23 protein-coding genes are annotated in these 24,289 nt (G+C 73.2%); 16 read left to right on the top strand and 7 right to left on the bottom strand.

From position 1 onward, the window contains the following. The first annotated feature begins 69 nt into the window (after positions 1-69). From rph to ACX80P_RS00615, 4 genes are all read left to right on the top strand, one after another. Complete coding sequence (rph, locus tag ACX80P_RS00600) at positions 70-858, top strand: ribonuclease PH (protein ID WP_459276095.1); 789 nt, start codon at positions 70-72, stop codon at positions 856-858. Further along, positions 851-1,483: an RdgB/HAM1 family non-canonical purine NTP pyrophosphatase gene (gene rdgB / locus ACX80P_RS00605; protein WP_459276096.1), complete on the top strand. Its 633-nt coding sequence runs from the start codon at positions 851-853 to the stop codon at positions 1,481-1,483. Before rph ends, rdgB begins: the two co-directional genes overlap by 8 nt. Before the next feature lie 232 nt (positions 1,484-1,715). Then, positions 1,716-2,303 (top strand): DedA family protein, encoded by a 588-nt coding sequence (locus ACX80P_RS00610; RefSeq protein WP_459276768.1) that lies wholly within the window; start codon positions 1,716-1,718, stop codon positions 2,301-2,303. Further along, positions 2,300-2,983 (top strand): GNAT family N-acetyltransferase, encoded by a 684-nt coding sequence (locus ACX80P_RS00615; protein ID WP_459276098.1) that lies wholly within the window; start codon positions 2,300-2,302, stop codon positions 2,981-2,983. The genes ACX80P_RS00610 and ACX80P_RS00615 overlap by 4 nt, the downstream gene beginning before the upstream one ends. On the opposite strand, the gene ACX80P_RS00620 is transcribed toward ACX80P_RS00615, so the two are convergent. Continuing rightward, on the bottom strand, positions 2,961-3,596 hold the full coding sequence (locus ACX80P_RS00620; protein ID WP_459276099.1) for an HAD family hydrolase: 636 nt from the start codon (positions 3,594-3,596) through the stop codon (positions 2,961-2,963). The two genes, ACX80P_RS00615 and ACX80P_RS00620, sit on opposite strands and share 23 nt — an antisense overlap. 95 nt (positions 3,597-3,691) lie before the next feature. Here ACX80P_RS00620 and ACX80P_RS00625 point away from each other — a divergent pair, with 95 nt between their 5' ends. After that, the gene (locus tag ACX80P_RS00625) at positions 3,692-4,684 is read left to right on the top strand and encodes an exonuclease domain-containing protein (RefSeq protein ID WP_459276100.1); all 993 of its coding nucleotides are present in this window, start codon (positions 3,692-3,694) and stop codon (positions 4,682-4,684) included. Positions 4,685-4,705: 21 nt separating this feature from the next. On the opposite strand, the gene ACX80P_RS00630 is transcribed toward ACX80P_RS00625, so the two are convergent. Continuing rightward, entirely contained in the window at positions 4,706-5,620 is a 915-nt protein-coding gene (locus tag ACX80P_RS00630) for an SDR family NAD(P)-dependent oxidoreductase (protein WP_459276101.1), read from the bottom strand. 60 nt (positions 5,621-5,680) lie between these two features. Further along, on the bottom strand, positions 5,681-6,733 hold the full coding sequence (locus ACX80P_RS00635; protein ID WP_459276769.1) for an ADP-ribosylglycohydrolase family protein: 1,053 nt from the start codon (positions 6,731-6,733) through the stop codon (positions 5,681-5,683). A 138-nt stretch (positions 6,734-6,871) separates the two neighbouring features. Here ACX80P_RS00635 and ACX80P_RS00640 point away from each other — a divergent pair, with 138 nt between their 5' ends. From ACX80P_RS00640 to ACX80P_RS00660, 5 genes are all read left to right on the top strand, one after another. Then, complete coding sequence (locus ACX80P_RS00640; protein ID WP_459276102.1) at positions 6,872-7,876, top strand: aquaporin; 1,005 nt, start codon at positions 6,872-6,874, stop codon at positions 7,874-7,876. Between the two features lie 66 nt (positions 7,877-7,942). Continuing rightward, entirely contained in the window at positions 7,943-9,103 is a 1,161-nt protein-coding gene (locus ACX80P_RS00645; RefSeq protein ID WP_459276103.1) for an exonuclease SbcCD subunit D, read from the top strand. 7 nt (positions 9,104-9,110) lie between these two features. Then, positions 9,111-12,167, top strand: a complete 3,057-nt coding sequence (locus ACX80P_RS00650) for an AAA family ATPase (RefSeq protein ID WP_459276104.1) — start codon at positions 9,111-9,113, stop codon at positions 12,165-12,167. 71 nt (positions 12,168-12,238) lie between these two features. Continuing rightward, on the top strand, positions 12,239-13,588 hold the full coding sequence (locus tag ACX80P_RS00655; protein ID WP_459276105.1) for an MFS transporter: 1,350 nt from the start codon (positions 12,239-12,241) through the stop codon (positions 13,586-13,588). Between the two features lie 82 nt (positions 13,589-13,670). Next, positions 13,671-13,826 carry a hypothetical protein gene (locus ACX80P_RS00660; protein WP_459276106.1) on the top strand — a complete coding sequence of 52 codons (156 nt, stop codon included), beginning with the start codon at positions 13,671-13,673 and terminating at the stop codon, positions 13,824-13,826. 28 nt (positions 13,827-13,854) lie between these two features. Here ACX80P_RS00660 and ACX80P_RS00665 read toward each other — a convergent pair whose 3' ends face one another. Next, a complete protein-coding gene (locus ACX80P_RS00665) occupies positions 13,855-14,835 on the bottom strand; it encodes a serine/threonine-protein kinase (protein WP_459276107.1) in 981 nt (326 codons plus the stop codon). Between the two features lie 139 nt (positions 14,836-14,974). Further along, positions 14,975-15,772, bottom strand: coding sequence for an alpha/beta fold hydrolase (locus ACX80P_RS00670; protein WP_459276108.1), 798 nt, complete (start codon positions 15,770-15,772; stop codon positions 14,975-14,977). A 132-nt stretch (positions 15,773-15,904) separates the two neighbouring features. On the opposite strand from ACX80P_RS00670, the gene ACX80P_RS00675 reads away from it, so the two are divergent. From ACX80P_RS00675 to ACX80P_RS00700, 6 genes are all read left to right on the top strand, one after another. Next, on the top strand, positions 15,905-16,621 hold the full coding sequence (locus ACX80P_RS00675; RefSeq protein WP_459276109.1) for an NUDIX hydrolase: 717 nt from the start codon (positions 15,905-15,907) through the stop codon (positions 16,619-16,621). 99 nt (positions 16,622-16,720) lie between these two features. Then, a complete protein-coding gene (gene nadA / locus ACX80P_RS00680; RefSeq protein WP_459276110.1) occupies positions 16,721-18,004 on the top strand; it encodes a quinolinate synthase NadA in 1,284 nt (427 codons plus the stop codon). Further along, positions 18,001-19,659 (top strand): L-aspartate oxidase, encoded by a 1,659-nt coding sequence (nadB, locus tag ACX80P_RS00685; protein ID WP_459276111.1) that lies wholly within the window; start codon positions 18,001-18,003, stop codon positions 19,657-19,659. The genes nadA and nadB overlap by 4 nt, the downstream gene beginning before the upstream one ends. Before the next feature lie 38 nt (positions 19,660-19,697). Next, entirely contained in the window at positions 19,698-20,624 is a 927-nt protein-coding gene (gene nadC / locus ACX80P_RS00690) for a carboxylating nicotinate-nucleotide diphosphorylase (protein WP_459276770.1), read from the top strand. Then, positions 20,621-21,790: a cysteine desulfurase family protein gene (locus ACX80P_RS00695; RefSeq protein WP_459276112.1), complete on the top strand. Its 1,170-nt coding sequence runs from the start codon at positions 20,621-20,623 to the stop codon at positions 21,788-21,790. Before nadC ends, ACX80P_RS00695 begins: the two co-directional genes overlap by 4 nt. Positions 21,791-21,825: 35 nt before the next feature. Beyond that, on the top strand, positions 21,826-22,608 hold the full coding sequence (locus tag ACX80P_RS00700; RefSeq protein WP_459276113.1) for a hypothetical protein: 783 nt from the start codon (positions 21,826-21,828) through the stop codon (positions 22,606-22,608). An 18-nt stretch (positions 22,609-22,626) separates the two neighbouring features. On the opposite strand, the gene ACX80P_RS00705 is transcribed toward ACX80P_RS00700, so the two are convergent. Both ACX80P_RS00705 and ACX80P_RS00710 read right to left on the bottom strand, forming a co-directional pair. Next, positions 22,627-23,544 (bottom strand): oxidoreductase, encoded by a 918-nt coding sequence (locus ACX80P_RS00705; RefSeq protein WP_459276114.1) that lies wholly within the window; start codon positions 23,542-23,544, stop codon positions 22,627-22,629. A 130-nt stretch (positions 23,545-23,674) separates the two neighbouring features. Further along, positions 23,675-24,220: a MarR family winged helix-turn-helix transcriptional regulator gene (locus ACX80P_RS00710; protein WP_459276115.1), complete on the bottom strand. Its 546-nt coding sequence runs from the start codon at positions 24,218-24,220 to the stop codon at positions 23,675-23,677. Between the last annotated feature and the right edge of the window lie 69 nt (positions 24,221-24,289).

Below are 24,289 nucleotides of genomic sequence, written 5' to 3' on the forward strand. Positions count from 1 at the left end.
CCGCCCGCGGGCCTGCGCCACCCGGTCCTGCCAGCGTTCTCCCATCAGCTCCCGTCTAGACTGGAAGCCATGACCCCCGCGAATCCGACGCCTGTCCCTGCCCCCACGAGCGCCGCTCCCGTCCTCCGCGCGGACGGCCGGGCACCTGACCAGCTGCGCACCATCAGCATCACGCGCGGCTGGTCGAAGCAGGCCGAGGGGTCGGCCCTGATCGAGTTCGGCAACACACGCGTGCTGTGCACGGCCTCGCTCACGAGCGGTGTGCCGCGGTGGCTGAAGGGGGAGGGCAAGGGCTGGGTGACCGCCGAGTACGCCATGCTTCCCCGCGCCACCAACACCCGTTCCGACCGCGAGTCCGTCAAGGGGAAGATCGGCGGCAGGACGCACGAGATCTCGCGGCTGATCGGCCGGTCGCTGCGCTCGATCATCGACACCAGGGCGCTCGGTGAGAACACCATCGTCCTCGACTGCGACGTCCTGCAGGCCGACGGCGGGACGCGCACCGCCGCGATCACGGGCGCGTACGTGGCGCTCGCCGACGCCATCCGGTACGCCAAGGACACGAAGCTCATCCCCGCCTCCGCCTCCCCGCTCACGGACACCGTGGCCGCCGTGAGCGTCGGCATCATCGACGGCGTCCCGATGCTCGACCTGCCGTACGTCGAGGACGTGCGCGCCGAGACGGACATGAACGTCGTCGTCACCGGGTCGGGCACCTTCGTCGAGGTCCAGGGCACCGCGGAGGGTGCGCCCTTCGACCGCGCGGAGCTCGACGCCCTCCTCGACCTCGCCCTGGTGGGCACCGCACAGCTCGCACAGATCCAGATCGACACCCTCCGGGATTCCCGGGATGCCTGAGCAGCCCGGACCCCGGCTCGTCCTGGCCACCCGGAACCCGGGCAAGCTGCGCGAACTGAGGGAGCTGCTGCGCGGGCAGGTGCCCGGGCTCGACGTCGACACGCAGGTGATCGACGCCGCCTCCGCCGGCGCCCCGGACGTCGTCGAGAGCGGAGTCACCTTCGAGGAGAACGCGCGGCTGAAGGCCGAGCAGACCGCCCGGGCCACCGGCCTGATCGCCGTCGCGGACGATTCGGGCCTGGCCGTGGACGTCCTCGGTGGCGCCCCGGGCATCTTCTCGGCCCGGTGGGCGGGCCGGCACGGCGACGACGCCGCCAACCTCGAGCTCCTCCTGGCGCAGCTCGCCGACATCCCGCAGGAGCGTCGCGGGGCGGCGTTCGTGTGCGCGGCGGCCCTCGCCCACCCGGACGACGCACCGGCCGGGCGCACCGAGCGCGGCGAACTCCGGGGATCGCTCCTGGCGGCCCCGCGCGGTGACGGCGGCTTCGGCTACGACCCCATCCTCGTCCCCGCAGGCCTCGACAGGACGTGCGCGGAGCTCGCGCCGGAGGAGAAGAACGCGATCAGTCACCGCGGCATCGCCTTCAGGGCACTCCTGCCGCACCTCGTCGAGGCGCTGCGGTAGCGGTCCGCCGCAGCACGACCAGCCCGCAGCACCGGCCCGCAGCACCAGCCAGCACCACCAGCCAGCACCACCAGCCAGCACCGCACGCCGGCCGTCCCGCCGGGCGGACCATGAGAGGGACGGATACACCGTGAGCATCACCCAGACAGTCCGGACGATCCACGTCGCAGCGACGACCACGACGTCGGACGGCTCGGCCCTCGGCGCCGTCACGGACTGGGCGGTGAACCTGATGGAGACCATCGGTGCGCCCGGTGCGGGCCTGGCCATCGCCCTCGAGAACCTCTTCCCGCCGCTGCCCAGCGAAGTGATCCTGCCCCTGGCGGGCTTCACCGCCAGTCGCGGCAACTTCTCCCTCTTCGAGGCCATCCTCTGGACCACCATCGGCTCGGTCGTCGGCGCCTACGCGCTGTACGCCCTCGGCGCCTGGCTGGGCCGGGACCGCATGCGGCGGCTCGTGTCCAGGGTGCCGCTCATCGACCTCGAGGACGTCGACCGCGTGGAGGCATGGTTCGACCGGCACGGGTACCGGGCCGTCTTCTTCGGCCGCATGATCCCGCTCTTCCGGAGCCTCGTGTCCATCCCGGCGGGCATCGAGCGCATGCCGATCGGCAAGTTCCTCCTGCTCACCACCGCGGGGAGCCTCATCTGGAACTCGATCTTCGTCCTGGCCGGGTTCTACCTGGGGGAGAACTGGCACATCGTCGAGCAGTACGCGAACACGTTCCAGAAGATCGTGATCCTCGCCGTCGTCCTCTTCGCGATCTACTTCGTCGTCTCCAAGGTGCGCAAGTACCGCGCGAAGAGACGGATCCAGTGACCAGCGGGCCCGGGTCCGCCGCGGACCCCCTGGTCCGCGTCTGGCCGCTGTTCGGGCTCGTCCTCACGACGCCCCGGCTCGTCCTCACCCCGGTGCGCGACGAGCACCTGCCCGAGCTGATCGACGCCGTCCTCGCCGGCATCCACGACCCCGCCGAGATGCCGTTCAGCGTGCCGTGGACGGACGCGCCACGGGAGGTCCTCATCATGGAGACCGCGAAGCACCAATGGCGGCTCCGCGCCGGTGTCTCGGTGGACTCCTGGACCATCAACTTCGCCGTGCTGCACCAGGGACGCGTGATCGGCGTCCAGGACCTGACGGCAGGCTCCTTCCCGCTGCTGCGGCGCGTCGGATCGGGCTCGTGGCTGACCCGGTCCGCCCACGGGCAGGGGCTCGGCACCGAGATGCGGGCGGCCGTGCTGCAGTTCGCGTTCGACCATCTCGGCGCGACGTCGGCGGTGTCCGAGGCCGCCGCGTGGAACGGCGCCTCGCTCGGCGTCTCGGCGCGGCTTGGCTACGCCCCGAACGGGACCTCCCTCGTGGAGGCCCGCCCCGGGGAGGTCGACGTGCAGCAGAACCTCCTGCTGGCCCGGGAGGACTTCGCCCGGCCCGACTGGGTGGCCGGCGTCCAGGGCGTGGAGGCGGTCCGGGACCTGCTCATTCCGGGACCACGGCACTGACCCTGCGTTCCTCCGCCAGCAGGCGGGTGAGGTCCGACGACGCGTCGAACAGCAACCCATGGATGCCCCGGTCCATCGCCGCGGCGATGTTCGCGGGCGAGTCGTCGATGAAGGTCACCAGGCCCGGATCGGCCCGGAGGTCGGCGAGGACGCGGTCGAAGATCGCGGGGGACGGCTTGACGAGCCGCAGCGACGAACTGAAGAAGCTGTGCTCGAAGAGTCTCGTCCAGGGGGCGCCCGCGAAGTGGGCGACCATGGGGGCCGGCATGTTGGACAGGAGCGCCAGGCGTTCGCCCCGCGCCTCCAGGTCCTCGAGGACGTCGAGTGTCTCGAGGTTCAGGTGCGACCACTGGTTCGCGTCCAGGACGTCGTACCAGGCGGCGCGGACGGGACCGACCCGCCTGCCGCCCACGAGCGACCAGTACTCGTCCGGGGTGAGCGCGCCGGCGTCGTAGGCGAACCGGTGGCGCCAGTAACCGGACCCCGGCGCCCGCAGGCCGTCGACGCCGACCGCCTCCGCGAGAAGGTCCCAGTCCTCCGGTGTGGGAGGCGTGGAGATCACGTTCCCGTAGTCGAAGAGGTACCACCGTCGCGGGCTGTCAGTGCGGGCCATGGTCCAGCATAGGAACAGCCCCCGCGAAAAGGAGCCGGTCGCGCCGTGAACATCGGGTGAACGGCGGGCACGGGGCCGGCGGTAAACTGGGGACCGTGGGAATCGCGTTCACGGCCATCGACTTCGAGACGGCCAATGGCTTCCGCGGCTCCCCGTGCGCCGTCGGCCTGACCAAGGTCCGCGACGGCCGGGTCGTCGAGGAGGCCTCCTGGCTCATGCGGCCACCCGTCGGCCACGACCACTTCGACTCCCGCAACATCGCCATCCACGGCATCACCTCCTCCATGGTCGAGCACGCCCCGCGGTTCGGCGAGCTGTTCCCCGAGATCGGCGGCTTCATCGGCTCCGACGTGCTGGTCGCGCACAATGCCGCGTTCGATCTCGGCGTCATCCGCTCGGCGCTCGAGGTGTCCGCGCTGGCCGGTCCGGCATGGGACTACGCCTGCACCGTGGTGCTCTCCCGCAGGAGCTATGCCCTGCCCTCCTACTCCCTGCCGTTCGTGGCGGAGGCGGCGGGGGTGCCCCTGCTCAACCACCACGACGCCGTCGAGGACGCCCGCGCGTGCGCCGGCATCATGATCGACATCGCCCGCCGGCACGACGCGCCGACCGTCGAGGACGTGCTCGGGCGCCACAACCTCCCGCTCTCGCGCGCCGAGTCCTATGCGCCCGGCGTCGACGAACTGTCGAAGGCGACGCGCACGGCCCTCGAACGCGGCACCTCGCCCACGGGCTGGTCCGGCTGGCCGGAGGAGGGGGAGAACCCCCACGCGAACGCCCAGGCGGATCCGCGGCACCCCCTCTACGGGCAGACCGTCGTCTTCACCGGCAACCTCGGCATCCCGCGGCCCCAGGCGAAGGAGCGCGCCGCACGGCTCGGGGCGCAGCCGGCGAGCTCCGTCACCCGGCGCACCACGGTCCTCGTGGTGGGGGACGGCTTCGTGGCCTCCGACCTCCGCAACGGCCGCGTCACCGGGAAGGCACGGCGCGTGCTCGAACTGCACGAGCGCGGCCAGGAGATCGAGGTGCTCTCCGAAGCCGAGTTCCTGCAGATGACCGGCGGACGGTGGCCGGCAGGAGGCCAGTGACCGCGTCCCGCGTCTCCCGGTTCAGAGACGGAGTTCGATGCCGGTCAGTCGGGCCGACAGGTCAATGAGCCGGGCGGCGGCGTTACGCTCCCGCGCCTGCCGTTCCGCCGGGACCACGACGGGCGGCCCCGTCAGCTGGAACCAGCCGCCCGGGCCGCAGTAGGCACCGTTCGGGACGTCGGGGTCGACCGCGGCACGCACGAGCGGCCAGGCGCCGTCGTCCTTGCCCTGCGCCACCGGGTCCATGACGCGCTGCCTCCACCGGGGCGCAGCCCGGTGCGCCGCGACGCCGTGACGCTCCGGGGTGAGCATGCCGAGGGCCAGGCCCGGGTGGGCCACGACGCTGGTCGCGTGGCTCCCGGTGGCGTCGAGGCGCCGGGCGAGCTCGAACCCGAACGCCATGACCGCGAGCTTCGACGTCGCATACGCGCGGGCGCTGCTGTAGGACGACGGCTGCAGGGACGACGGCGTGAGCCGCGCCCAGCGGTGGCTGATGCTGCCGAGATGCACGATCCTCGTGCCCGCCGCGGACAGCGACGGGAGCAGCAGGGCGATCAGCGCGTAATGGCCCAGGTGGTTGGTGCCGAACTGGAGTTCGAACCCGTCCGCCGTCGTCTGCCGCCGCCTGGACCCGACCACCCCGGCGTTCGCGAGCAGGCCGCTCAGCGGAGGCCCGGCCGCGATCGTCCCGGCGGCGGCGCGGACCGAGGCGAGGTCCGCCAGGTCGAGGGGCTGGAAGGAGACCTCCGCGTCGGGGTACCGGCCGCGGATGGCAGCCATGGCCCGTGCGGCCCTGTCGGCGCTCCGCGACGCCAGGACCACGTGGGCGCCCGCCCCGGCCAGCTGCTCACAGGCGAAGTAGCCCAGGCCGGCATTGCCTCCCGTGACGAGGACGCGGCGGCCGGCGAGCGGAGGGAGTTCGGCAGGGTTCCACATGGAGCAAGCCTAGATCGCCGGGCCGTCCCGGGGGGCCCCGGCAGGAACGGGGCGGCCGGGTCAGGAGCCGGTGGTCGCCTTCAGGAGGGACCGGGCCATGGACCGGACGACATCCGCGGTCCCGGGGGCGGTCAGGTACGCGGCGGGAAGCGCGGCCGTGCCGTGCAGCGCCCCCATGATGCCGCCGGCGAGCGAGGCCGCGACCACGGGCGAGGCGTCGGGCCGGCCGGCGCCGGCGGCGTGCGCCAGGGCGGCGGCGAGCTGCTCGCGGGGCGACGGGGCGGCCGCGCCCTCGCGGACCGCCTGGAGGGCCGCCTCCAGGGTCGCCGCGGCCGTCGTCGCGCCCGTCCCGTCGACGGCGGGCCGGACCGCCGTGTCCTCGACGACGGCGCGTGCCGGATCCCTGCCTGCGTCCGCGGCGAGGTGCCGCTCCTCGCCGCGCCCGGACGCGACGGCCTCCTCGAGGGTCAGGCCGTCGACGGCGAGGGACCGGATGATCCCGCTGTACAGGGCCGCGGTGGCCCGGGCCACCGCGGATCCGTGCGTGAGGGCCGCGCCGTCGACGGTCAGGCGCTCGACCATGCTGGCCGGGATACGGGGGACGAGGCCGAAGGGAGCAGAGCGCATGAGCGCACCCGCCCCCTCCGCGACCGGGTTCAGGGGGCGTCCGCGCGTCCCCATGTCGCCGGTGAGGAGGGCTCGGACGGTGTCGGCGTCGGGCTCGTGCACCGGGAGGAGGTCCTCCTGCCGGTCGAGCCACCGTGCGGGCGGAGCCGGCGCCCGGGGCGGCAGGTGCTCCCCCTGGCTGCCGAGCCACCGCAGGTAGGCGAGCCACAGGCAGGCGGTCTCGTCGGCGGCGACGCCGTCGTTCGCCCACTCCAGCGCGTCGGTCAGGCCGTCGACGGTGTAGAGGGTCAGCTGGGTGGCGTCCGTGACGGCCAGGTCCGTCGGGTCCTCCAGCGCAAGCAGCGGATCGTCGCCCGCCACGGACAGGACGCCGTAGGCATCACCGGCCATCGTGCCGAGGAGGCAGCCCAGCACCCGGTCCGCGTAGTCCGCGGCGTCCGCGCCGGGATCCGTAGGGCTGCCGGTGTCCACGGTGTTGTTCGTCATCACCCGTCCAGTCTAGGGAGGCGGGGCGCGCCGCGGGACCGGAGGGCTCCCAGCCGCCGCGCAGGCTAGCATGGAAGGCTTGCCGGCGGCCCGGGCTCCGGGCGCGCCAGACCAGCCCCACCGAAGGATCGAGCCTCCATGACGCACCCGACGACGGCGACCGGAGCGGCGGACTCCACCGCCCCAGCAGCGACCGACTTTCCGCATGCCGGACGGGCCCCCGGACCGGGCGCACGGTCGGTCGCGGAGGGCGTCGGATCGTTCCTCGTCGTCCTCGCGGGGCTGGGGGCGACGATGCTGGCCACCGAGGCGGCACTGCAGCCCTCGCTCGTCGTCGGGTTCGCCGTCGTCGCCGCCATGATCGCCTTCGGGGTCGTCTCCGGCGGCCATTTCAATCCGGCCGTCACGCTCGGTTCGGCGGTGGCGGGCCGGACCGCCTGGACGTCGGCGGCACCCTACGTGGTGGCCCAGGTACTGGGCGCCGTCGCGGCGTCGGGACTCCTGTGGCTGGTCCTCAGTGCCAACCCCCAGCTCAGTGACATCCGCGGGTTCTTCAGTTCCGCGGCCAACGGCTTCGACGAGCACTCACCCGCGCAGTTCCCGCTTTCCGGCGTGTTCCTGCTCGAGGTCATCGCCACGGCACTCCTCGTCGCCGTGTTCCTCGGGGCAGGCTCGGCGCGGGCGCGTCGCGATCTGGCGCCGTTCGCGGTGGGACTGACCTACGCCGGCCTGCTCTCCTTCCTCCTGCCCGTCACCAACGGGGCCCTCAACCCGGTGCGCGCGACCGCGGCCGCGGTCTTCGCCGAATCCTGGGCCCTCCAGCAGCTCTGGCTGTTCTGGGCCGCGCCGATCGTCGGTGCCCTCATCGCGGGGCTCGTCTTCCGCAGCGTCGACACCTGGGCGCCGACCCACCGCTCCCGCCGCAGCAGCACGGGTGCCATGGGCGCGAAGGACGCGACGCCGGTGGCGGCCGCCGAGGACAGGGAGGGCGCCGCGTCCTTCTTCGACACCCCCGCGACCGACGGACCCGACAGCGGTTCACCCGAGATCCGTCCACGGGAGACCGGCCGGCCCGCGGACTGGGCCGCCCACGAGCCGTCGGCCCACGACGGCGATGCCGGCTCCCCGGCGGCCAGGCCCTGAGTCCGGTCCCGGGCCCGCTGCGCGCGGACCCGCTGAATGTCGGCGAGCGGCGGTAGCGTGAAAATCATGAAGATCCTCCATACGTCCGACTGGCATCTCGGCCGGTCGTTCCACGGCACCGGGACCCTCGACGCGCAGCGCATCTTCGTGGACAACCTCGAGAAGACGGTGCGCGAGGAGGGCGTCGACGTCGTCCTGGTCGCGGGGGACGTCTACGACCGCGCCCTGCCCGCCGTGGACGTCGTCGCACTCTTCGACGAGGCGCTGGACCGGCTGACGGTCGCCGGCGCCCAGGTGGTCATCAGCAGCGGCAACCACGACTCCGCGACCCGCCTCGGCTTCGGCGGACGCATCCTCGCCCGCGGAGGCGTCCACCTGCGCACGCGCATCGAGGACATCGCCGTCCCCGTCGTCCGCCCGCTCGACGGGGACGCCGACCTCGCGATCTACGGTGTGCCCTACCTCGAGCCGCGCGTCGTGGCGGAGAGCCTCGAGGCGGAGGCTCCCACGCACACCGCGGTGACCGCCGCGGCGCTGCGCCTCATCCGCGAGGACCTGGCGCAGCGTACGTCCCGCCGCACGGTCTCCATCGTCCTAGCCCACACGTTCGCCGCGGGAGGGACAGGCTCGGACAGCGAACGCGACCTCGCCATCGGCGGCCTGGGGTCCGTGCCGCTCTCGCTCTTCGACGGCTTCGACTACAGCGCCCTGGGACACCTCCACGGCCGGCAGAAGCTCTCCGACACCGTGCGCTACTCGGGATCACCCCTCGCGTACTCCTTCTCCGAAGCCAACCAGGCCAAGGGCGCCTGGCTCCTCGAGGTGACAGCCGACGGGATCGGCCAGATCCGGGCCGTGGAGTGGCCCGCACCCCGCGACCTCGCCGTCCTCAGCGGACGCATCGAGGACCTGCTGGAGCGGGACGACCTCGCCTGGGCCGCGCAGGCCTACTGCCACATCACGCTCACCGACCCCGAACGGCCGGGGCGGGCCATGGAGCGCCTGCGGACCCGTTTCCCGGACACGCTCGTCCTCGCCTTCGCCCCGGAGGGCGGAGAGCAGGACGACACACGCACCTACAGCCAGCGCCTCGCCGAGGCCCGGGACGACGCCGAGATCTGCTGCGGCTTCCTCGAACACGTACGGGGCCGGAAGGCCTCGCCCGAGGAACAGGCCCTCGTCCGCTCGACCGCCGACGCCGCGCTGAGCCTCGCCCACGAACGGTAGGCCACCCATGAGACTGCACCACCTCGAGATCCAGGCCTTCGGGCCCTTCGCCGACCGGCAGGGTGTGGACTTCGACGCCCTCTCCAGCCAGGGCCTGTTCCTGCTCAACGGACCCACCGGGGCCGGCAAGTCGAGCGTGCTCGACGCCGTGTGCTTCGCGCTGTACGGTTCCGTCCCGGGCGCGCGCCAGGCGGCGAAACGGCTCCGCAGCGACCACGCCGCCGAGTCCGTGGCCCCGGAGGTCTCCCTCGAGTTCTCCGTGGCCGACCGCCGCTTCAGGGTGGTCCGCTCACCGGCCTGGGACAGGCCGTCGCGTCGGGGGAGCGGCACCACCACCGAGCAGGCGCGGACCCTGCTCAGCGAGCGGATCGGGACCGACTGGGTCCAGAAGTCGGCGCGCAACGACGAAGCCGGGCTCGAGCTGCAGACCCTGCTCGGGATGGACAAGGAGCAGTTCACGAAGGTGGTGATGCTGCCGCAGGGCGAATTCGCCGCCTTCCTGAGGGCCGACGCGAAATCGCGCCGAGACCTGCTGCAGCGACTGTTCTCGACCACACGCTTCGAGGACCTCGAGAGGCTGTTCGCCGAGGAGGGCCAGCGGACCGCCCGCCGCCTGGCGGAGCAGGAGGGCCGGCAGCGACACCTGTTCCTGCGCGCCATCGACGAGGCGGAACGCCACGATCTCGCGCCGGCGGACGCCGGCGCCGATCCCGAGGCCCCGGAGGCGTGGGCCGCGTCCCTGCAGGCGCTGTCCCTGGCACTGTCCGAGCGCCGCGCCGCGGCGGCCCTCGAAGCCACCGACCTCGCCGAGCGGAGTGCGCTCGCGGACGGCTCGCTGGCGGCGCTCAGGCAGCGACGCCACCGCTTCGGCGTGCTCGCGCAGCTCCGTGCCCAACGCCAGGAGCACCAGGGCCGGGCGGAGGAGATCGCCGGCATGGTGGCGCTCGCAGCACGCCATGACGAGGCACGGGGCCTCGCCGCCCATCTCCGGCTCGACGACGAAGCGGGCCTGCTCGTCGAGCGGGTGCACGCCCGGCACGAGGACGCGCTCGACCGGCTCCGGCGCAACGCCACCGCGGGCGGGTACCTCGACGACCCGGACGAGGGCCCTCCTGCCGCCCTCCCGCGCGACGCCCTGACGCGGGCGTGCACGGCGTCCGCCTCCGAGCTGGCCGTCCTGCGGGCAGCGCTGCCGGATGAACAGCGGCTCCGCGACGTCCGGGCCGCGCTGAAGTCGCTCGAGGGGACGGTCCGCGGTCTCGACGAACGGCTGGACGGCGCCGACCAGGGCATCGCCCGGCTGCAGCGCCGGCGCGCCGACGACGCCGAGAGCCTCGTGCCCCTGCGGGAGGCCGCCAACGGACTCTCCCACCTGCGCACCGACCTCGCCGCCGCGGTGGCGGCCGAGGAGACGGTGGAGCTGTACGGCGCCGCGACGAAGCGCCGGGCGAGCGCGGACGCAGACCACGCGCTGGCCTCGGAACGGTTCCTGGAGCTCAAGGAGGAGTGGCTGGCCAAACTGCAGCTCCGGCTCGAGCAGGCGGCCCAGGAGCTCGCCGAGCGGCTGGAGGACGGCCACGCCTGCCCGGTGTGCGGGAGCACCGAGCACCCGGCGCCGGTACCCCCGCCGGAGGGCGAACGCATCACCCTCGACGAGGAGCAGGCGGCGCGCCGCCGGCAGGCCGAGGCGGAGGCGGCGCTGCACGCGGCGCGCGAGACGCGGGACCGTGCGCGCCTCGAGGTGGCCCAGCTTGCAGCCCGCGGCGGCGACGCGGCACCCGAGGACGCCGCCGCAGCGACACGGGCCGCGCGGGAGACGCTGCAGCGCGCCGAGGCCGCCGACGCCGAGTGCACCGCCGTCGAGGAACGGATACGGCGTGCGGTCGAGGACGAGGAGACGACGGGCAGGGAGCGGGATGCACTGCGCGCGGAGCGTGCCGCCGCCGAGACCCGCCGTTCGTCCCTGACGGACCAGGACGCCGAGCTGTCCGGCCGGCTCGCCGGGCTGCAGGCCGACGCGCCCTCGCTGGCCGCTCGGATCGACGCCGTCCAGCGCGCCCACGACGACCTCGACCGGGTCCGGGACACCCTGGAGGCGCTGGACCGGGCGACGACCAGCCGGCAGGAGAACGCGCAGCACCTGCAGGACGCACTGCGCGGGACGCCGTTCGCCACGGCGGAGGAGGCGCGCGCAGCGCTCCTGCCGGAGGACCGCTCCGCGCACCTCGCGGCGACGGTGAAGGAGTACGAACTGCGCGGGCACCGCCTGGACGCGGCGTGGGACGAGGACGGCATCCGGGAGACCCTCCGCGAGGAGCAGGAAGGGATCGTCCCGCCGACCGACGACGACGAACGTCTCGCCGCCGCCTCGGCCGACGACCTCAGGGGGAGGGCGCACCGGGCGGGCATCAGCGCCGAGGTGCTCGGGCACTCCGTCACGCAGCTGGAGACCTACGCCCGCCAGCTCGAGGACCTGGAGAGGGACATCGTCCCGCTGCGCGAGGAGGCCCGGCTGGCCGCGTCCGTCGCCGAGACGGCGCGCGGTGGCGGGGAGAACCTCTACAAGATGTCCCTGGCCACGTACGTGCTCGCCTCGCGTCTCGAACAGGTGGCCGCAGCAGCAACCGAGCGGTTGCTGCAGATGTCGGACGGGCGGTACCAGCTCGTCCACAGCGACGCCACGGCCGGCAACCGGCGGTCCGGTCTCGGCCTCAACGTGATCGACGGCTGGACCGGGAACCGCCGCGACACGTCGACGCTCTCGGGCGGGGAGTCCTTCATGGCGTCCCTCGCGCTCGCGCTCGGACTGGCCGACGTGGTGCAGCAGGAAGCCGGCGGCCTGGACATCGAGACCCTGTTCGTCGACGAGGGTTTCGGCTCCCTCGACGACCAGGCACTCGAGCAGGTCATGGATGCGCTCGAAGGGCTGCGGAGCGGTGGGCGCGTGGTGGGCCTGGTCAGCCACGTGCCGGAGCTGAAGCAGCGGGTGAGCGCGCAACTGCAGGTCGTGAAGGGCCGGCAGGGCTCGATCCTCCGCTGCGTGGAGCAGCCCGCGAGCGTGTAAAATAGGGCCGTTACCGGGTCGGGCGCATCGGGAGGAGGGACGATGCGCGTTCGATGCACCCCGGAAAGCGCATGTACAAGACTCCCTCACCGGCCACGCCGGCGTCCCCGCCGTCGCACGGCGGCCCTCCCACCCCGACCCCGGCGGATCCGAAGCGATCCCGCCTCGGCAGGTTCGGTGTCCTCCCGCAACTCGCAGGCACCTCCTTCCTGATCCTCGGCCTCTTCGCCAGGCTGCCCCTGGCGATGCTCACCGTCGGGGCCCTGACCCTCGTCACCACCGCGAGCGACTCCTATGCCGCCGGCGGCTTCGCAGCGGGTGCCGTGGGCCTCGGCTCGGCGCTCGGGGCACCCCTGCTCGGTCACCTCGCGGACAAGCGCGGGCAGCGGATCGTGCTGCTCGTCTCGGCGCTGCTCAACACCGTGGCGATCGCCGCCCTCCTGGTCGTGACGCTGACCGCCGCGACCTTCGACGGGGGGCCGCTGGCGCTGGTCCTCGCGACGGCCTTCGCGGTCGGGTTCACGTGTCCCCAGATCGGTCCGCTCGCCAGGGTCCGCTGGATGGCCATGACACGGCAGAGCCCCCGATCAGCCCTCGATACCGCGCTCTCGTACGAGGGGACCGCCGACGAGCTGACCTTCGTCCTCGGACCGGCCCTCGTCGGCCTGCTCGCGAGCCTGATCGCCCCCTGGCTCCCGCTCGCGCTGGCCGCCGCGCTCACCATCACCCTCGTCAGCGCGTTCGCCGTGCACCGGACCGTGGTCCATAGCGATCGCGGGTCCTCCGACGCCCGTGCCGCCGCCGTCGGAAGCGCTGGTTCCGAGGAGGACGGAACCCACCGCTCCGACGGCGACCCCACCCGGTTCGGCCTCGTCCTGTTGCCGGTAGCCGGCATGGTGGCGGTGGGCACGTTCTTCGGGTCCACCCAGACGTTCCTGACCGCCTTCTCCGGCCAGTTCGGCGCCGCAGAGTCGTCGGGCCTGCTCTACGCGGTCATGGGGCTCACCTCGGCGGTCGCGGCACTGTCCGTCGCCTACTGGCCCCAGCGCTTCCGCCACACCGGCCGGTGGATGGCGTCCGCTGCCGCCATGACGCTCGCCGCTGCCGCCCTGGCCCTGCCCGCCTCGATCGGCGCCATGCTCATCGCACTGCTGTTCCTCGGACTCTTCGTCGGTCCCACGATGGTCACCATCTTCTCGATCGGCTCCGCCGTCGCGCCGCCCCACCGCCTCGGCACGGTCATGACGCTCCTCGCCAGCGGCATCGTCGCCGGCACCGCGGTCGGGTCGGGGGTCGCCGGGACGCTCGCCGAGGCCGGGGGAGCATCCGCCGCCGTCGTCGTCCCGGCCGCAGCCGCCGCCGTCCTGCTCGTCCTGGGGGCCGTCTCCGCCGTCGCGCTGCAGAAGGTCCGCCGCGCCTGACCGGCCCCCGAGTGATCAGTAGGCTGACAATCCCTCCGCAGCACGCCTAGGATCGAAGGACACCCGAAATCCAGGAGGACGCATGAGTACCGAAGGCACCGAGCGCGACGACGCCACCGATTCACAGGGCGCCGGCCCCGAGGGCACCATCCCGGCGAGCGCCGACGGCGTGGCCGCCGGCTCCACGGACGAGCCGAGCAACTTCGAGCCCGAGGAAGACGCGGGCGAGGGGCGCTAGCCCGCCTCCCTGGGCGGCGTGCCGCGGGTCAGCTGATGCTGGGGGCGTGGGTGGGCGGATCGGGGATGTGGACGTTCCCCGTGAAGACGCCGCCGGTGATGATGTCGCCGTCGTCCGCGCCGGGACGGTCGCGCGGCGGCGCGCCGGCTGCGGATGCGCCGGGCGCGGGGACCTGCGCACTCATCAGGACCTCCACGTGGCTGCGGAGCTGCAGGGCGACGTCGTGGGCGTGGGGTCGGAGCGAGGGGTCCCTGGCGGTCATCCGCCGCAGGAGCGCGCTCCAGTCGGGGCCGACGGAGTCGGGGACATGCGGGTCGCGCAGGAGCCGGGCGAGCGCGGCCTCGACCACCGGGCCGGGGAACGCCTTCTCGCCGGTCAGGCACTCGAGGAGGACGAGGCCCAGCGAGTAGATGTCGCTCCGCTCGTCCAGGGAGCCGCCCTTCGCCTGCTCGGGGCTCAGGTAGTTCGCCGTGCCGATCGTCGCTCCGACGGCGGTCGCGGAGGTGACCTCGACCATGCGGGCGATGCCGAAGTCCGTCAGTTTCGGGTACAGGCGCGTCCCGTTGTCGCCGCTGCGGAACATGAGGATGTTGGCGGGCTTCACGTCCCGGTGGATGACGCCTTCCGCGTGGATGTACGCCAGGGCGTCGGCGAGGTCGGCCCCGAGTTGCGCGACGTCGTCGGCGGCCAGGGCGCCCCGCTTGAGCAGGTGCCGGAGATCCTCGCCGTCCACGAGCTCCATGACGAGGAAGCCGGCGGTGCGACCCTCCTGGTCCTCATGCATGCCTGCGTCATGGAGGGTCACGAGGCCGGGGTGGTTGAGGGTGGAGAGCAGCATCGTCTCCGTGTGCTGGCGACGGTAGTCGTCGTCGTCGGAGGTGGTGGGGTTGAAGATCTTCACGGCGACGTCGCGCCCGAGGTTGCGGTCGACCGCGCGGTAGACCGATGCCGAGCCGCCGACCCCCAGCAGGTCCGTGGTCTGGTATCGGTCCCCGAGGAGAACAGTCATGCGTGTACTCCCGCTGCTGATGATGGTGGTCGATCGCCGGCGCGCCCCTAAGGGTACTGATCAGTTGTCAGTATAACGCGGAGGATCGGCCGGTCGGCGGCACCGCCACACCTGTTATGGAACCTTGATCGGCAGGGGGTCAGGCCAGGAAGGCGACGGCGGCGTCCTTGAAGAGCCGGGACGTGATGGCGTTGGAGTGGGTCCTGCCCGGCAGGGATGCGACGCGGGCATCGGGGGCCCAGTCGTGGAGGTCGGCGATGCCCTCGGCGTACTCGTCCTGGTCGCCGGCGACCAGGAGCAGGGGCATCTTCGGGACCGCGGACCGCGGGTCGAACGGCTCCGTCTTGATGGCGGAGACCATTGCGAGCAGCGAGGGGAGGTCGTTGTGCGGTCCGGCCTGGGCCATGCGCAGGAGGTCGGCCGTCGTCGGGTCCTCGGAGGGGGCCCCGCCGGCGAGGAAGCGTTCCGCCCCCGCGAGGTCGAAGGTCGCGAGCGGATCGGCCGTGCCCGGCCCCCCGAGCACCATCCTGCGCACCAGTTCGGGCTGGGTGGCGCCGAACTCCCATGCGAGGCGCGACCCGAGGGAGTAGGCGACGACGTCGACGCCGGACCCCGGCACGTCGCTGCGCAGGGGGGTGACCCGCTCGTCGAAGAGCGCCTGCAGGATGTCCGCGCGCATGCGGCTCGGCGCGTAGGACCCGGCGTCCTCCGGTGCGGCACTGTCGCCGTGCGCGGGGAGGTCCACCATGATGACGCTGCGGCCGGCGTCGTTGAGGAAGCGGACCCAGCCCGTGTCCACCCAGTTCTGGCGGGACGACGAGCCGAAGCCGTGGAGCAGCAGGACAGGCGGCAGATCCTGGGGCGCGGCCGCATCGCTGCGGGTGATCGACAGTCGGGGGTCGACGCCTTCGACGGCGTGAACGGCGTGGTGGTCCATGCCTCCCATCGTACGTGCGGCGGCGGCGGGTGCCCCGACGGAGGTGGGCGGGCCGCCTGTGGAATCCACCCGGAAGGAGTTATAGTCTTTCTGACCCTAACTTTGGGAGTCAGCACCGGACGGAGGCCGGCGATGTACAGCTCGGCCAACGTCTCGGAACGCCTGTCGCAGGCGCCGTCGCTCGCCATCTCGACCGTCATCTTCGCGCTCCGCACCGACCCCGGGTCGGGCCGGTCGGAGATCTGGCTGCCGCTCGTGCGCCGCATCCGGCAGCCCCACCTCGGCAAGTGGGCGTTGCCCGGCGGGCCGCTCGGCGCCCGCGAGTCGCTGCAGGACGCGGCGTCGCGGAACCTGCGGGACACGACAGCCCTCGATCCCACCTACCTCGAGCAGCTCTACGCCTTCGGCGGGCTGGACCGCTCCGCGACGCAGCGACTCGTGTCCATCGTCTACTGGGCCCTCGTCCGCCCGGACCAGGCGGACCTGGCCCGCGACTCGGAGAACGTGCGCTGGTTCCGCGCCTCCGACGCCGTGGGACTCGCCTTCGACCACGACGAGATCGTCGCCTACGCCCTCGAACGGCTGCGCGGCAAGATCACCTACGGATCCGTGGCCTACCACTTCCTCGGTGAACGTTTCACCCTCGCGCAGCTGCGGGGCGTCTACGAGGCGGTGCTCGGCAGGCACCTGGACCCGGCCAACTTCCGGCGCCAGCTCCGCTCCGCGAAGGACATCGCCGCGACGGACGAGGTCCTCCACGGCGGACGGAACCGGCCGCCGCGCCTCTACCGCTACACGGGACCGCACTCCGGCACGTCCGGGGCCGATACGTCCCCACCGCCCCCGTAGCCCCCCGCCCTCCAAGTCCGACACCCGCATCCGACACCCGTATCCGCAAGCCACCCCGACCTGCCGACCGCCGCGCCGGCCCACCCCAGGGAGAAGCCCATGTCCGTCACCACCGCCATCCAGCTGATCACCCGCAGCGAGGCCGGCGCCTCCGCGACCACCGGGACGTGCTCGCCCGACCTCGCGCAGGAGCCGTGGGCGTTCGATGCCCTTCCCCTGCCCGACTACGGGCCCGGTGCGTCCATGCACGATCGGGCGCCGTCATCGACCCCCCGCCAGGGGGAGCTGCCCGAGGAGTACAGGACGGCGTCCGCGGAGGAACTCGACCGGCGCATCCGTGCCGCCAGGGAGACCCTCGGCGAGTCCGTCGTCGTCCTCGGCCACTTCTACCAGCGCGACGAGGTGGTGCAGTACGCCGACTTCGTGGGCGACAGCTACCAGCTCGCCCGCGCCGCCACGGAACGCACGGCGGCGGAGGCGATCATCTTCTGCGGCGTGCACTTCATGGCCGAGACGGCGGACATGCTCTCGACGCCGGAGCAGGCCGTCATCCTCCCCAACCTGGCCGCGGGCTGCTCGATGGCGGACATGGCGGACCTCGACTCCGTCTCCGAGTGCTGGGACCAGCTCACCGCGCTCTTCGGGTCCGAACCCGACGCCGACGGGAGGCAGCCCGTCATCCCCGTGACGTACATGAACTCCTCGGCCGCCCTCAAGGGATTCTGCGGGGAGAACGGCGGGATCGTCTGCACGTCGTCGAACGCCGCCGCCGTGCTGGAGTGGGCGTTCGAGCGGGGCCGGCGGGTCCTGTTCTTCCCCGACCAGCACCTCGGCCGGAACACCGCCAAGGCCCTGGGGGTACCGCTCGAGCAGATGCCGATGTGGAACCCGCGCCGGCCCTGGGGCGGCACGGACGAGCAGACCCTCCGCGACTCCCGGGTGATCCTCTGGCACGGCTTCTGCTCCGTGCACCGGCGCTTCACCGTGGCGCAGATCGAGAAGGCCCGCACCGATTTCCCGGATGTGCGCGTGATCGTGCACCCCGAATGCCCCATGGCCGTGGTCGACGCCGCCGACGAGGCCGGATCCACCGACTACATCCGCAAGGCGATCGACGCCGCCGCCCCCGGCAGCACCTTCGCCATCGGCACGGAGATCAACATGGTGAACCGGCTCGCCGCCCAGTACCCGCAGCACACCATCTTCTGCCTCGACCCGGTCATCTGCCCGTGCTCCACGATGTACCGGATCCACCCCGGCTACCTGGCCTGGGTGCTCGAGGGACTCGTGCAGGGCCGGGTGCTCAACCGCATCACGGTGCCCCACGCCGTCGCCGGCCCCGCCCGGATTGCGCTCGACCGGATGCTCGCGGTCCGGCCATGACCGCGGGGACGACGCGGGGCCCGGGCGGCACGCCCACCCGCGTGCAGCGCGTGGTGATCGTCGGCTCGGGCGTCGCCGGCCTGCAGACCGCCCTCGTGCTGCGCAGGCTCGCGCCCCGCTGCTCCGTGGTCCTCGCCTCCAAGACGGCGCTCGCCGAGAGCAACACCCGGTACGCGCAGGGCGGTATCGCCGCCGTCGTGCCGGGTGCTGCCACGGAGACGCCGGACACCGTCGCCGACCACATCGCCGACACGCAGGCAGCAGGGGCGGGACTGGCCGATCCCGAGGCCGTCGCCGTGCTCTGCGAGGGGGCGGCGGACGGGATCGCCGCCCTGCAGGCCGCGGGGGTCGTCTTCGACGCCTCGCCGACCGAGCCGACCGCGCCCGCCCGGGGCCGGGAGGCCGCCCACTCCGCCGCGAGGATCCTGCACCTCGGCGGTGACGCCACCGGGGCGGGACTCGTCGCGGCGCTCACCGCCGCAGTGCGCCGCGACCCCAGCATCGAGGTCCTCGAGGACACCCTCGTGACGCGCGTGCTGCTCGAGGACGTGAACGGCGACGACGACGGCGGGCCTTCCTGCCCTCCCGGTGCCCGGCGCGCGGCCGGCGTCGAGGTGCTCCACCGCGGGGCCGCGCGGATCATCGGCGCGGACGCCGTCGTCCTCGCGACCGGCGGCGCGGGCCAGCTCTTCGAAGCCACGACCAATCCCGGGATCGCCACGGGCGACGGCATCGCCCTGGCCTGGCGCGCAGGAGCCGCGGTGGCGGACCTCGAGTTCTTCCAGTTCCACCCCACCTCCCTCGACGCCCCCGGCAATCCGCTGATCTCGGAGGCGGTCCGGGGCGAGGGCGCCCGTCTGGTCGACGCCGACGGACACCCGTTCATGGCCGACCACCACCCGGACGGGGACCTGGCGCCACGCGACGTCGTCTCCCGCAGCATCGCCCGGCACCTCCTCCGCGCACGGTCCGGCAGCCGCGAGGAAAGCCGGGGTGCCCGGGTGTACCTTGACGCGACGGGCCTCGGCCGCGAGTTCCTGGCCCGGCGCTTCCCCACCCTCACGGCCCTGACCGCACGGTACGGCTACGACTGGTCCTCCACGCCCGTGCCCGTGGTACCGGCGGCCCACTACTGGATGGGCGGCGTCCGGACGGACACCTCGGGGCGGACGACCGTTCCGGGTCTCTTCGCCGTCGGGGAGGTCGCCCGGACCGGTGTGCACGGCGCCAACCGGCTCGCCTCCAACAGCCTGCTCGAGGGAGTGGTCTTCGGTGCCCGGTGCGCCGCAGCGCTCGCCGACGGCGGGGGGAGGGCGCCGTCCTTCGACGTCGGGCACCTGGACCTCGAGGCGGAGGAGACGGCCACGCAGTCCTTCACCCGCCGTGACCTGCAGGCCGTCATGTCCGACCACGCGGGAGTGCTGCGCACCGGCGCCGGACTCGAGCTCGCCCGCAAGCACCTCGCATCCTACCGATCTGACGGCGATCCCGAACTCGCGAACCTGCTGCTGTGCGCACGGCTGCTCGTGCATGCGGCCTCCCGCCGCACCGGGTCCTGCGGCGCCCACCACCGCTCGGACCAGCCCGATGCCACGCCGCAGGACCCCGCCCCGAGCCGCTCCTACGCACGAGCCACCGAAGGATCACGCCCATGACCGAGACCGCAACCACCGCCGCGCGTCCCGCCACCGCAATGCAGCCGGCCGTCGAGCCGGCAGCCGTCGGGCCGGTCCGTCCACCGCAGCACCTGATCGACGCCGTCGTCGCCGCCGCGCTCACCGAGGACGCCCCGTGGGGGGACCTCACCTGCCAGGCCCTGATCGGCCCGGACCAGGAGGCGACGGCGACCATCACGGCCCGCGAGCCAGGCGTCCTCTGCGGGACGGCCGCCGTCGAGGCGGCGATGCGCCTCACCGACCCGCGCATCCGTGTGGTGTTCCCGCTGGCCGACGGGACGGCCTTCGCGGCGGGCGACACCCTTGCCGAGATCTCCGGGCCGGCCGCCGGCATCCTCACCGCCGAACGCACGGCCCTCAACATCGCGCAGCGGCTCAGCGGGATCGCGACCCTGACGCGCGCCTTCGTGGACGCCGCGGCGGGCACGCGCGCGCGGATCGTCGACACCCGCAAGACGACCCCCGGGCTCCGCGTCCTGGAGCGCTGGGCCGTCCGCTGCGGGGGCGGCTCGAACCACCGCGCCGGCCTGTCCGATGCCGTGATGGTCAAGGACAACCACCTGTCGCTCCTCGCCGTCGACGGGCCGGACGCCCTCACCGGCGCCCTCCGGGCCGCGCGGTCGAGGCTCCCGCACACCGTGCACATCGAGGTCGAGGTGGACCGGCTGGACCAGATCGCTCCCGTCCTCGCCGCCGGCGTGGACACCATCATGCTGGACAACTTCGCGCTCGGGGACCTCGCGGAGGGCGTGCGGCGCATCGGCGGCCGTGCGCTCGTGGAGGCCAGCGGCAACGTCCGCCTCGACACGGTGGCGGCGATCGCTGCCACCGGCGTCGACATCATCTCCGCAGGAGCGCTCACGCACAGCGTCCGGTCCCTCGACCTCGGCCTGGATTTCGCCGCGCAGGGGTCCGCGGCCCCCCACCCCGGCGGGCAGCCGTGATCTACCTCGACGCTGCCGCTACCGCGCCGGCCCGGCGGGAGGTCCTCGAGGAGATGTGGCCCCTGCTGACCGCGACCTTCGGCAACCCGTCCAGCCACCACACGTACGGGGAGGCCGCGGCGTCGGACCTCGCCCGGGCCCGGTCCCGCATCGCCGCGGTGCTCGGCTGCCGTCCGGGGGAGATCATCTTCACGTCGGGAGGCACGGAGGCGGACAACCTGGCGCTCAAGGGCATGGCGCTCGCCGCCCCCCGCGGCCGGCACATCGTCACCAGCGCGATCGAGCACCCCGCGGTCCTGGAGGCCCTGTCCTACCTGCGGGAATTCCACGGCTTCCGCATCACGGTGCTGCCCGTGTCCGGCAGCGGCCGCGTCGACCCCCGCGACCTCGCCGCCGTGCTGGAGGACGGGACGACGCTGTGCTCCGTCATGTACGCGAACAACGAGGTGGGGACCGTCCAGGACATCCCCGCCCTCGCGGACACGTGCCGGCGCGCGGGCGTGCCCTTCCACACCGACGCCGTGCAGGCGGCGGGATGGCTTCCGCTGGACGTCGGCCGCCTCGGTGTCACCGCACTCAGCATCTCGGGTCACAAGCTCGGCACGCCGAAGGGGATCGGCCTGCTGTACCTCCGCTCCGGCACGCCGTGCGAACCCGTCCTCCACGGCGGCGGCCAGGAACGCGGTCGTCGGTCGGGCACGGAGAACGTGGCCGGCGCGGTCGGGCTCGCCCGCGCCCTGGACGGCGCGCAGGCGGCCCTGCCCGGTGCCGCGCATCTCTCCGCGGCGTCCCGCGACACCCTGATCTCCGCCGTCCTGAACGGCGTGCCCGGGGCACTGCTCACGGGCGACGCCGGGCACCGGCTGCCGAACCTCGCCTCCTTCTGCTTCCCCGGGGTGAGCGGGGAGGCGATCCTCCTGGAGCTCGAGCGGCGCGGCGTCGTCTGCTCGAGCGGGTCCGCGTGCGCGGCCGGCTCCTCCGAACCGTCCGCGGTCCTGCTGGCGCTCGGCCTGGACGACGCCACGGCGCTGAGCGCCGTGCGGCTCTCGTGGACGCAGGACACCCCGGCGGCGGATCTCGACGAGGCGGCCCGCGCCGTCGTCGCGTCGGTGGCCGCCGTCCGGTCCCTCGGCGCGGCACACGCCGCCAGCCGCGCCGGAGCCTAGACTGGCGGCACCGAGCCACGCCCAGGGAGGACGCCATGGAGCACCGACCGTCCGGAGCGCCCGGCAGGCAGCGCCTGCCCCGCGCCCTCGCCGCTGCCGTCCTCACCCTCGCGCTGCTCACCGCCTGCACGGGCGCGGGGGACGGCGGCGCCACGCCGTCGCCGGCCGGCCCTGCCCTGACCGCGACCGCCGAGCCTGCCGAGCCGGCATCGGCACCCCTGCGGGAGGCACGCGACGGATGGAAGGTCTTCACGGATCCGGGACGCCTGCTGAGCTTCGAACTGCCGGAGGAGTGGGTGGTTCAGTTGCTCGACCCCGAGCCGGGGGTCTATGCCGCCGACTCGCTGCACTACGCCGTCCGCACGCCGGAGGGCGTGATGGCCGCCGAACTGCACACCGGCATCCAGGCGCCCGAGGCACCCTGCCCGGAATGGGAGCGGACGCCGTACTACGTGATCGGCAGCGAACCGCTCGACCTCACCGGCGAGCCGTCGGCGGGCGACGTGGGACCCCGTTTCGTGGTGCGGCTCATCACGGGCTTCCGCTTCTTCGCCGCCTACGGCATCACCGACCGGGTGGGCAGTGAGGACGGCCTGGCCTGTTCGCTGTCCAACACCATCGAGGGCGGCGAGGCCCTCGGGCGGGTCAGCTTCGGCGACCTCGAGGTGCTCGCCCCCAAGGCGCCCGCGAACACCGGACCGCAGACGGTCTCCTTCGGCACGATCGGCGAAGCGGAGGCCTTCTACGACACCCCGGAATTCGCGACCATCCGCGAGATGATCCGTTCCCTCCGGGTCACCCCGGGCACCACCGGCTGACGGTGACGGGCAGGACCGTCAGCCGACGGGCTGCAGGGCCGCGAAGTCCACACCCGTGAGTTCGGCACTGCGGTTCCAGAGCCGCACCGCGACGTCGCGGTCCAGGACGCGGGGCACGGGGGCGACGAGGCGGGGCGCGCCCCGGGTCTCGCCCGGCCCGGACGGTCCGTAGTAGTCGCCGCCTCGGACGTCGGGAGCGGTGGCGGCATAGAGGGAGGGCAGGGCGCCGGCGGCGTCGGACTGGCTCATCAGTCCGATGAAGCCGGAGAAGACGTCGAGCACGGGTGTCCTCATGCCGGCGGTCAGGTTCGTGTTGGCCAGGCCCGGATGCGCGGCCACCGAGGTGAGGTCCCACCCGGCGGCGCGTGCACGCCGGTCGAGCTCGACCATGAAGTACAGGTTGGCGATCTTGCTCTGCCCGTACGCGGCCCACCGGCGGTAGCGGCGCTCCGACTGCAGGTCGTCGAAGTCGATGCGTCCCCGCTTGTGGGCGAGGCTCGACAGCGTGACCACGCGGGAGGACCCGGCCTCGCGCAGGTTCTCCAGCAGCAGGCCCGTCAGGGCGAAGTGGCCGAGGTGGTTGGTGCCGAACTGCAGCTCGAAGCCGTCGGCCGTCGTCGACTTCGGCGTCGCCATCACCCCGGCGTTGTTGACGAGGATGTGCACGGGACCGCCGAGGCCGGCCGCGAACTCGCGGATGGACTGCCGGCTGGCGAGGTCGAGGAGACGCAGCTCCACCGTCGTGCTGCCGGTGATCGAGCGGACCCGCTGTTCGGCGTCGCGCCCCCGCTGCTCGCTGCGGCACGCGAGGACCACCTCGGCGCCCTTCCGCGCGAGCCCCACGGCGGTCTGGAGGCCCAGCCCGCTGTTGGCCCCGGTGACGACGGCCCGCTTGCCCGTGAGATCGCCGATCGCGTCCGCTGTGAAGTCGTTCATCCTGGTCCTTGCCGCTCGTTCGTCCCGGCCGGACCGGGAGATCCCCGTCCGGCACAGACGGTCTCCGTCTCTCGCTCCAGCATAGGGTCGGGGGCGAGCTCCGCGCCTCACAGGTCCGCGGGACCGGACGTCAGGAGCCGAGCCCGGCGTTGATCTTGTCCGTGAGCGCCTTCAGCTGGTCCATCTCCGCGGGGTCGAGGACGGGCGCGAGGACCTCCCGGATGCGGTGCACATGGATCGACCCGATGCGCCGCTGCAAGGCCCTGCCCTCCTCGGTCAGCGCGAGCTCGATGCCGCGATGATCGGTCTCGGCCGGCCGCCGTCGCACGAGGTTCCGGGCCTCGAGCCGATCCACCATGCGGCTGAGGCTCGGCTGGCTGATCAGCAGGTGGTGGTTGAGTTCGTTGAGCCGCGTCCACCCCGTGGGGCAGCGGCTGAGGTTGAACAGGACGTCGTACTCGCGGATGGCGAGGTCCTTGAACACGGGATCCTGGCGGATGCGCCGCATCACGGCGACCTGCGCGCGGAACAGGGACTCCCAGGTCTCCGAGGCCTGGCGGACGGAGGCCGTCGGCCCATCGCCCACGGCACCCGCCGGGTCGTCGGCGGGATCCGGGTCGGGTTCGGCGGCGGGTTCGGCGGCGGGTTCGGCGGCGGTGGGCGATGCGTCAGCCATGGCGGTTCCGGCCTCCTGCCGGCAGCGCCGGCAACTAGATACGTACGCATACAGTATACGGGGTCGGGT

It is taken from the genome of Arthrobacter arabinosi, from assembly GCF_054511115.1.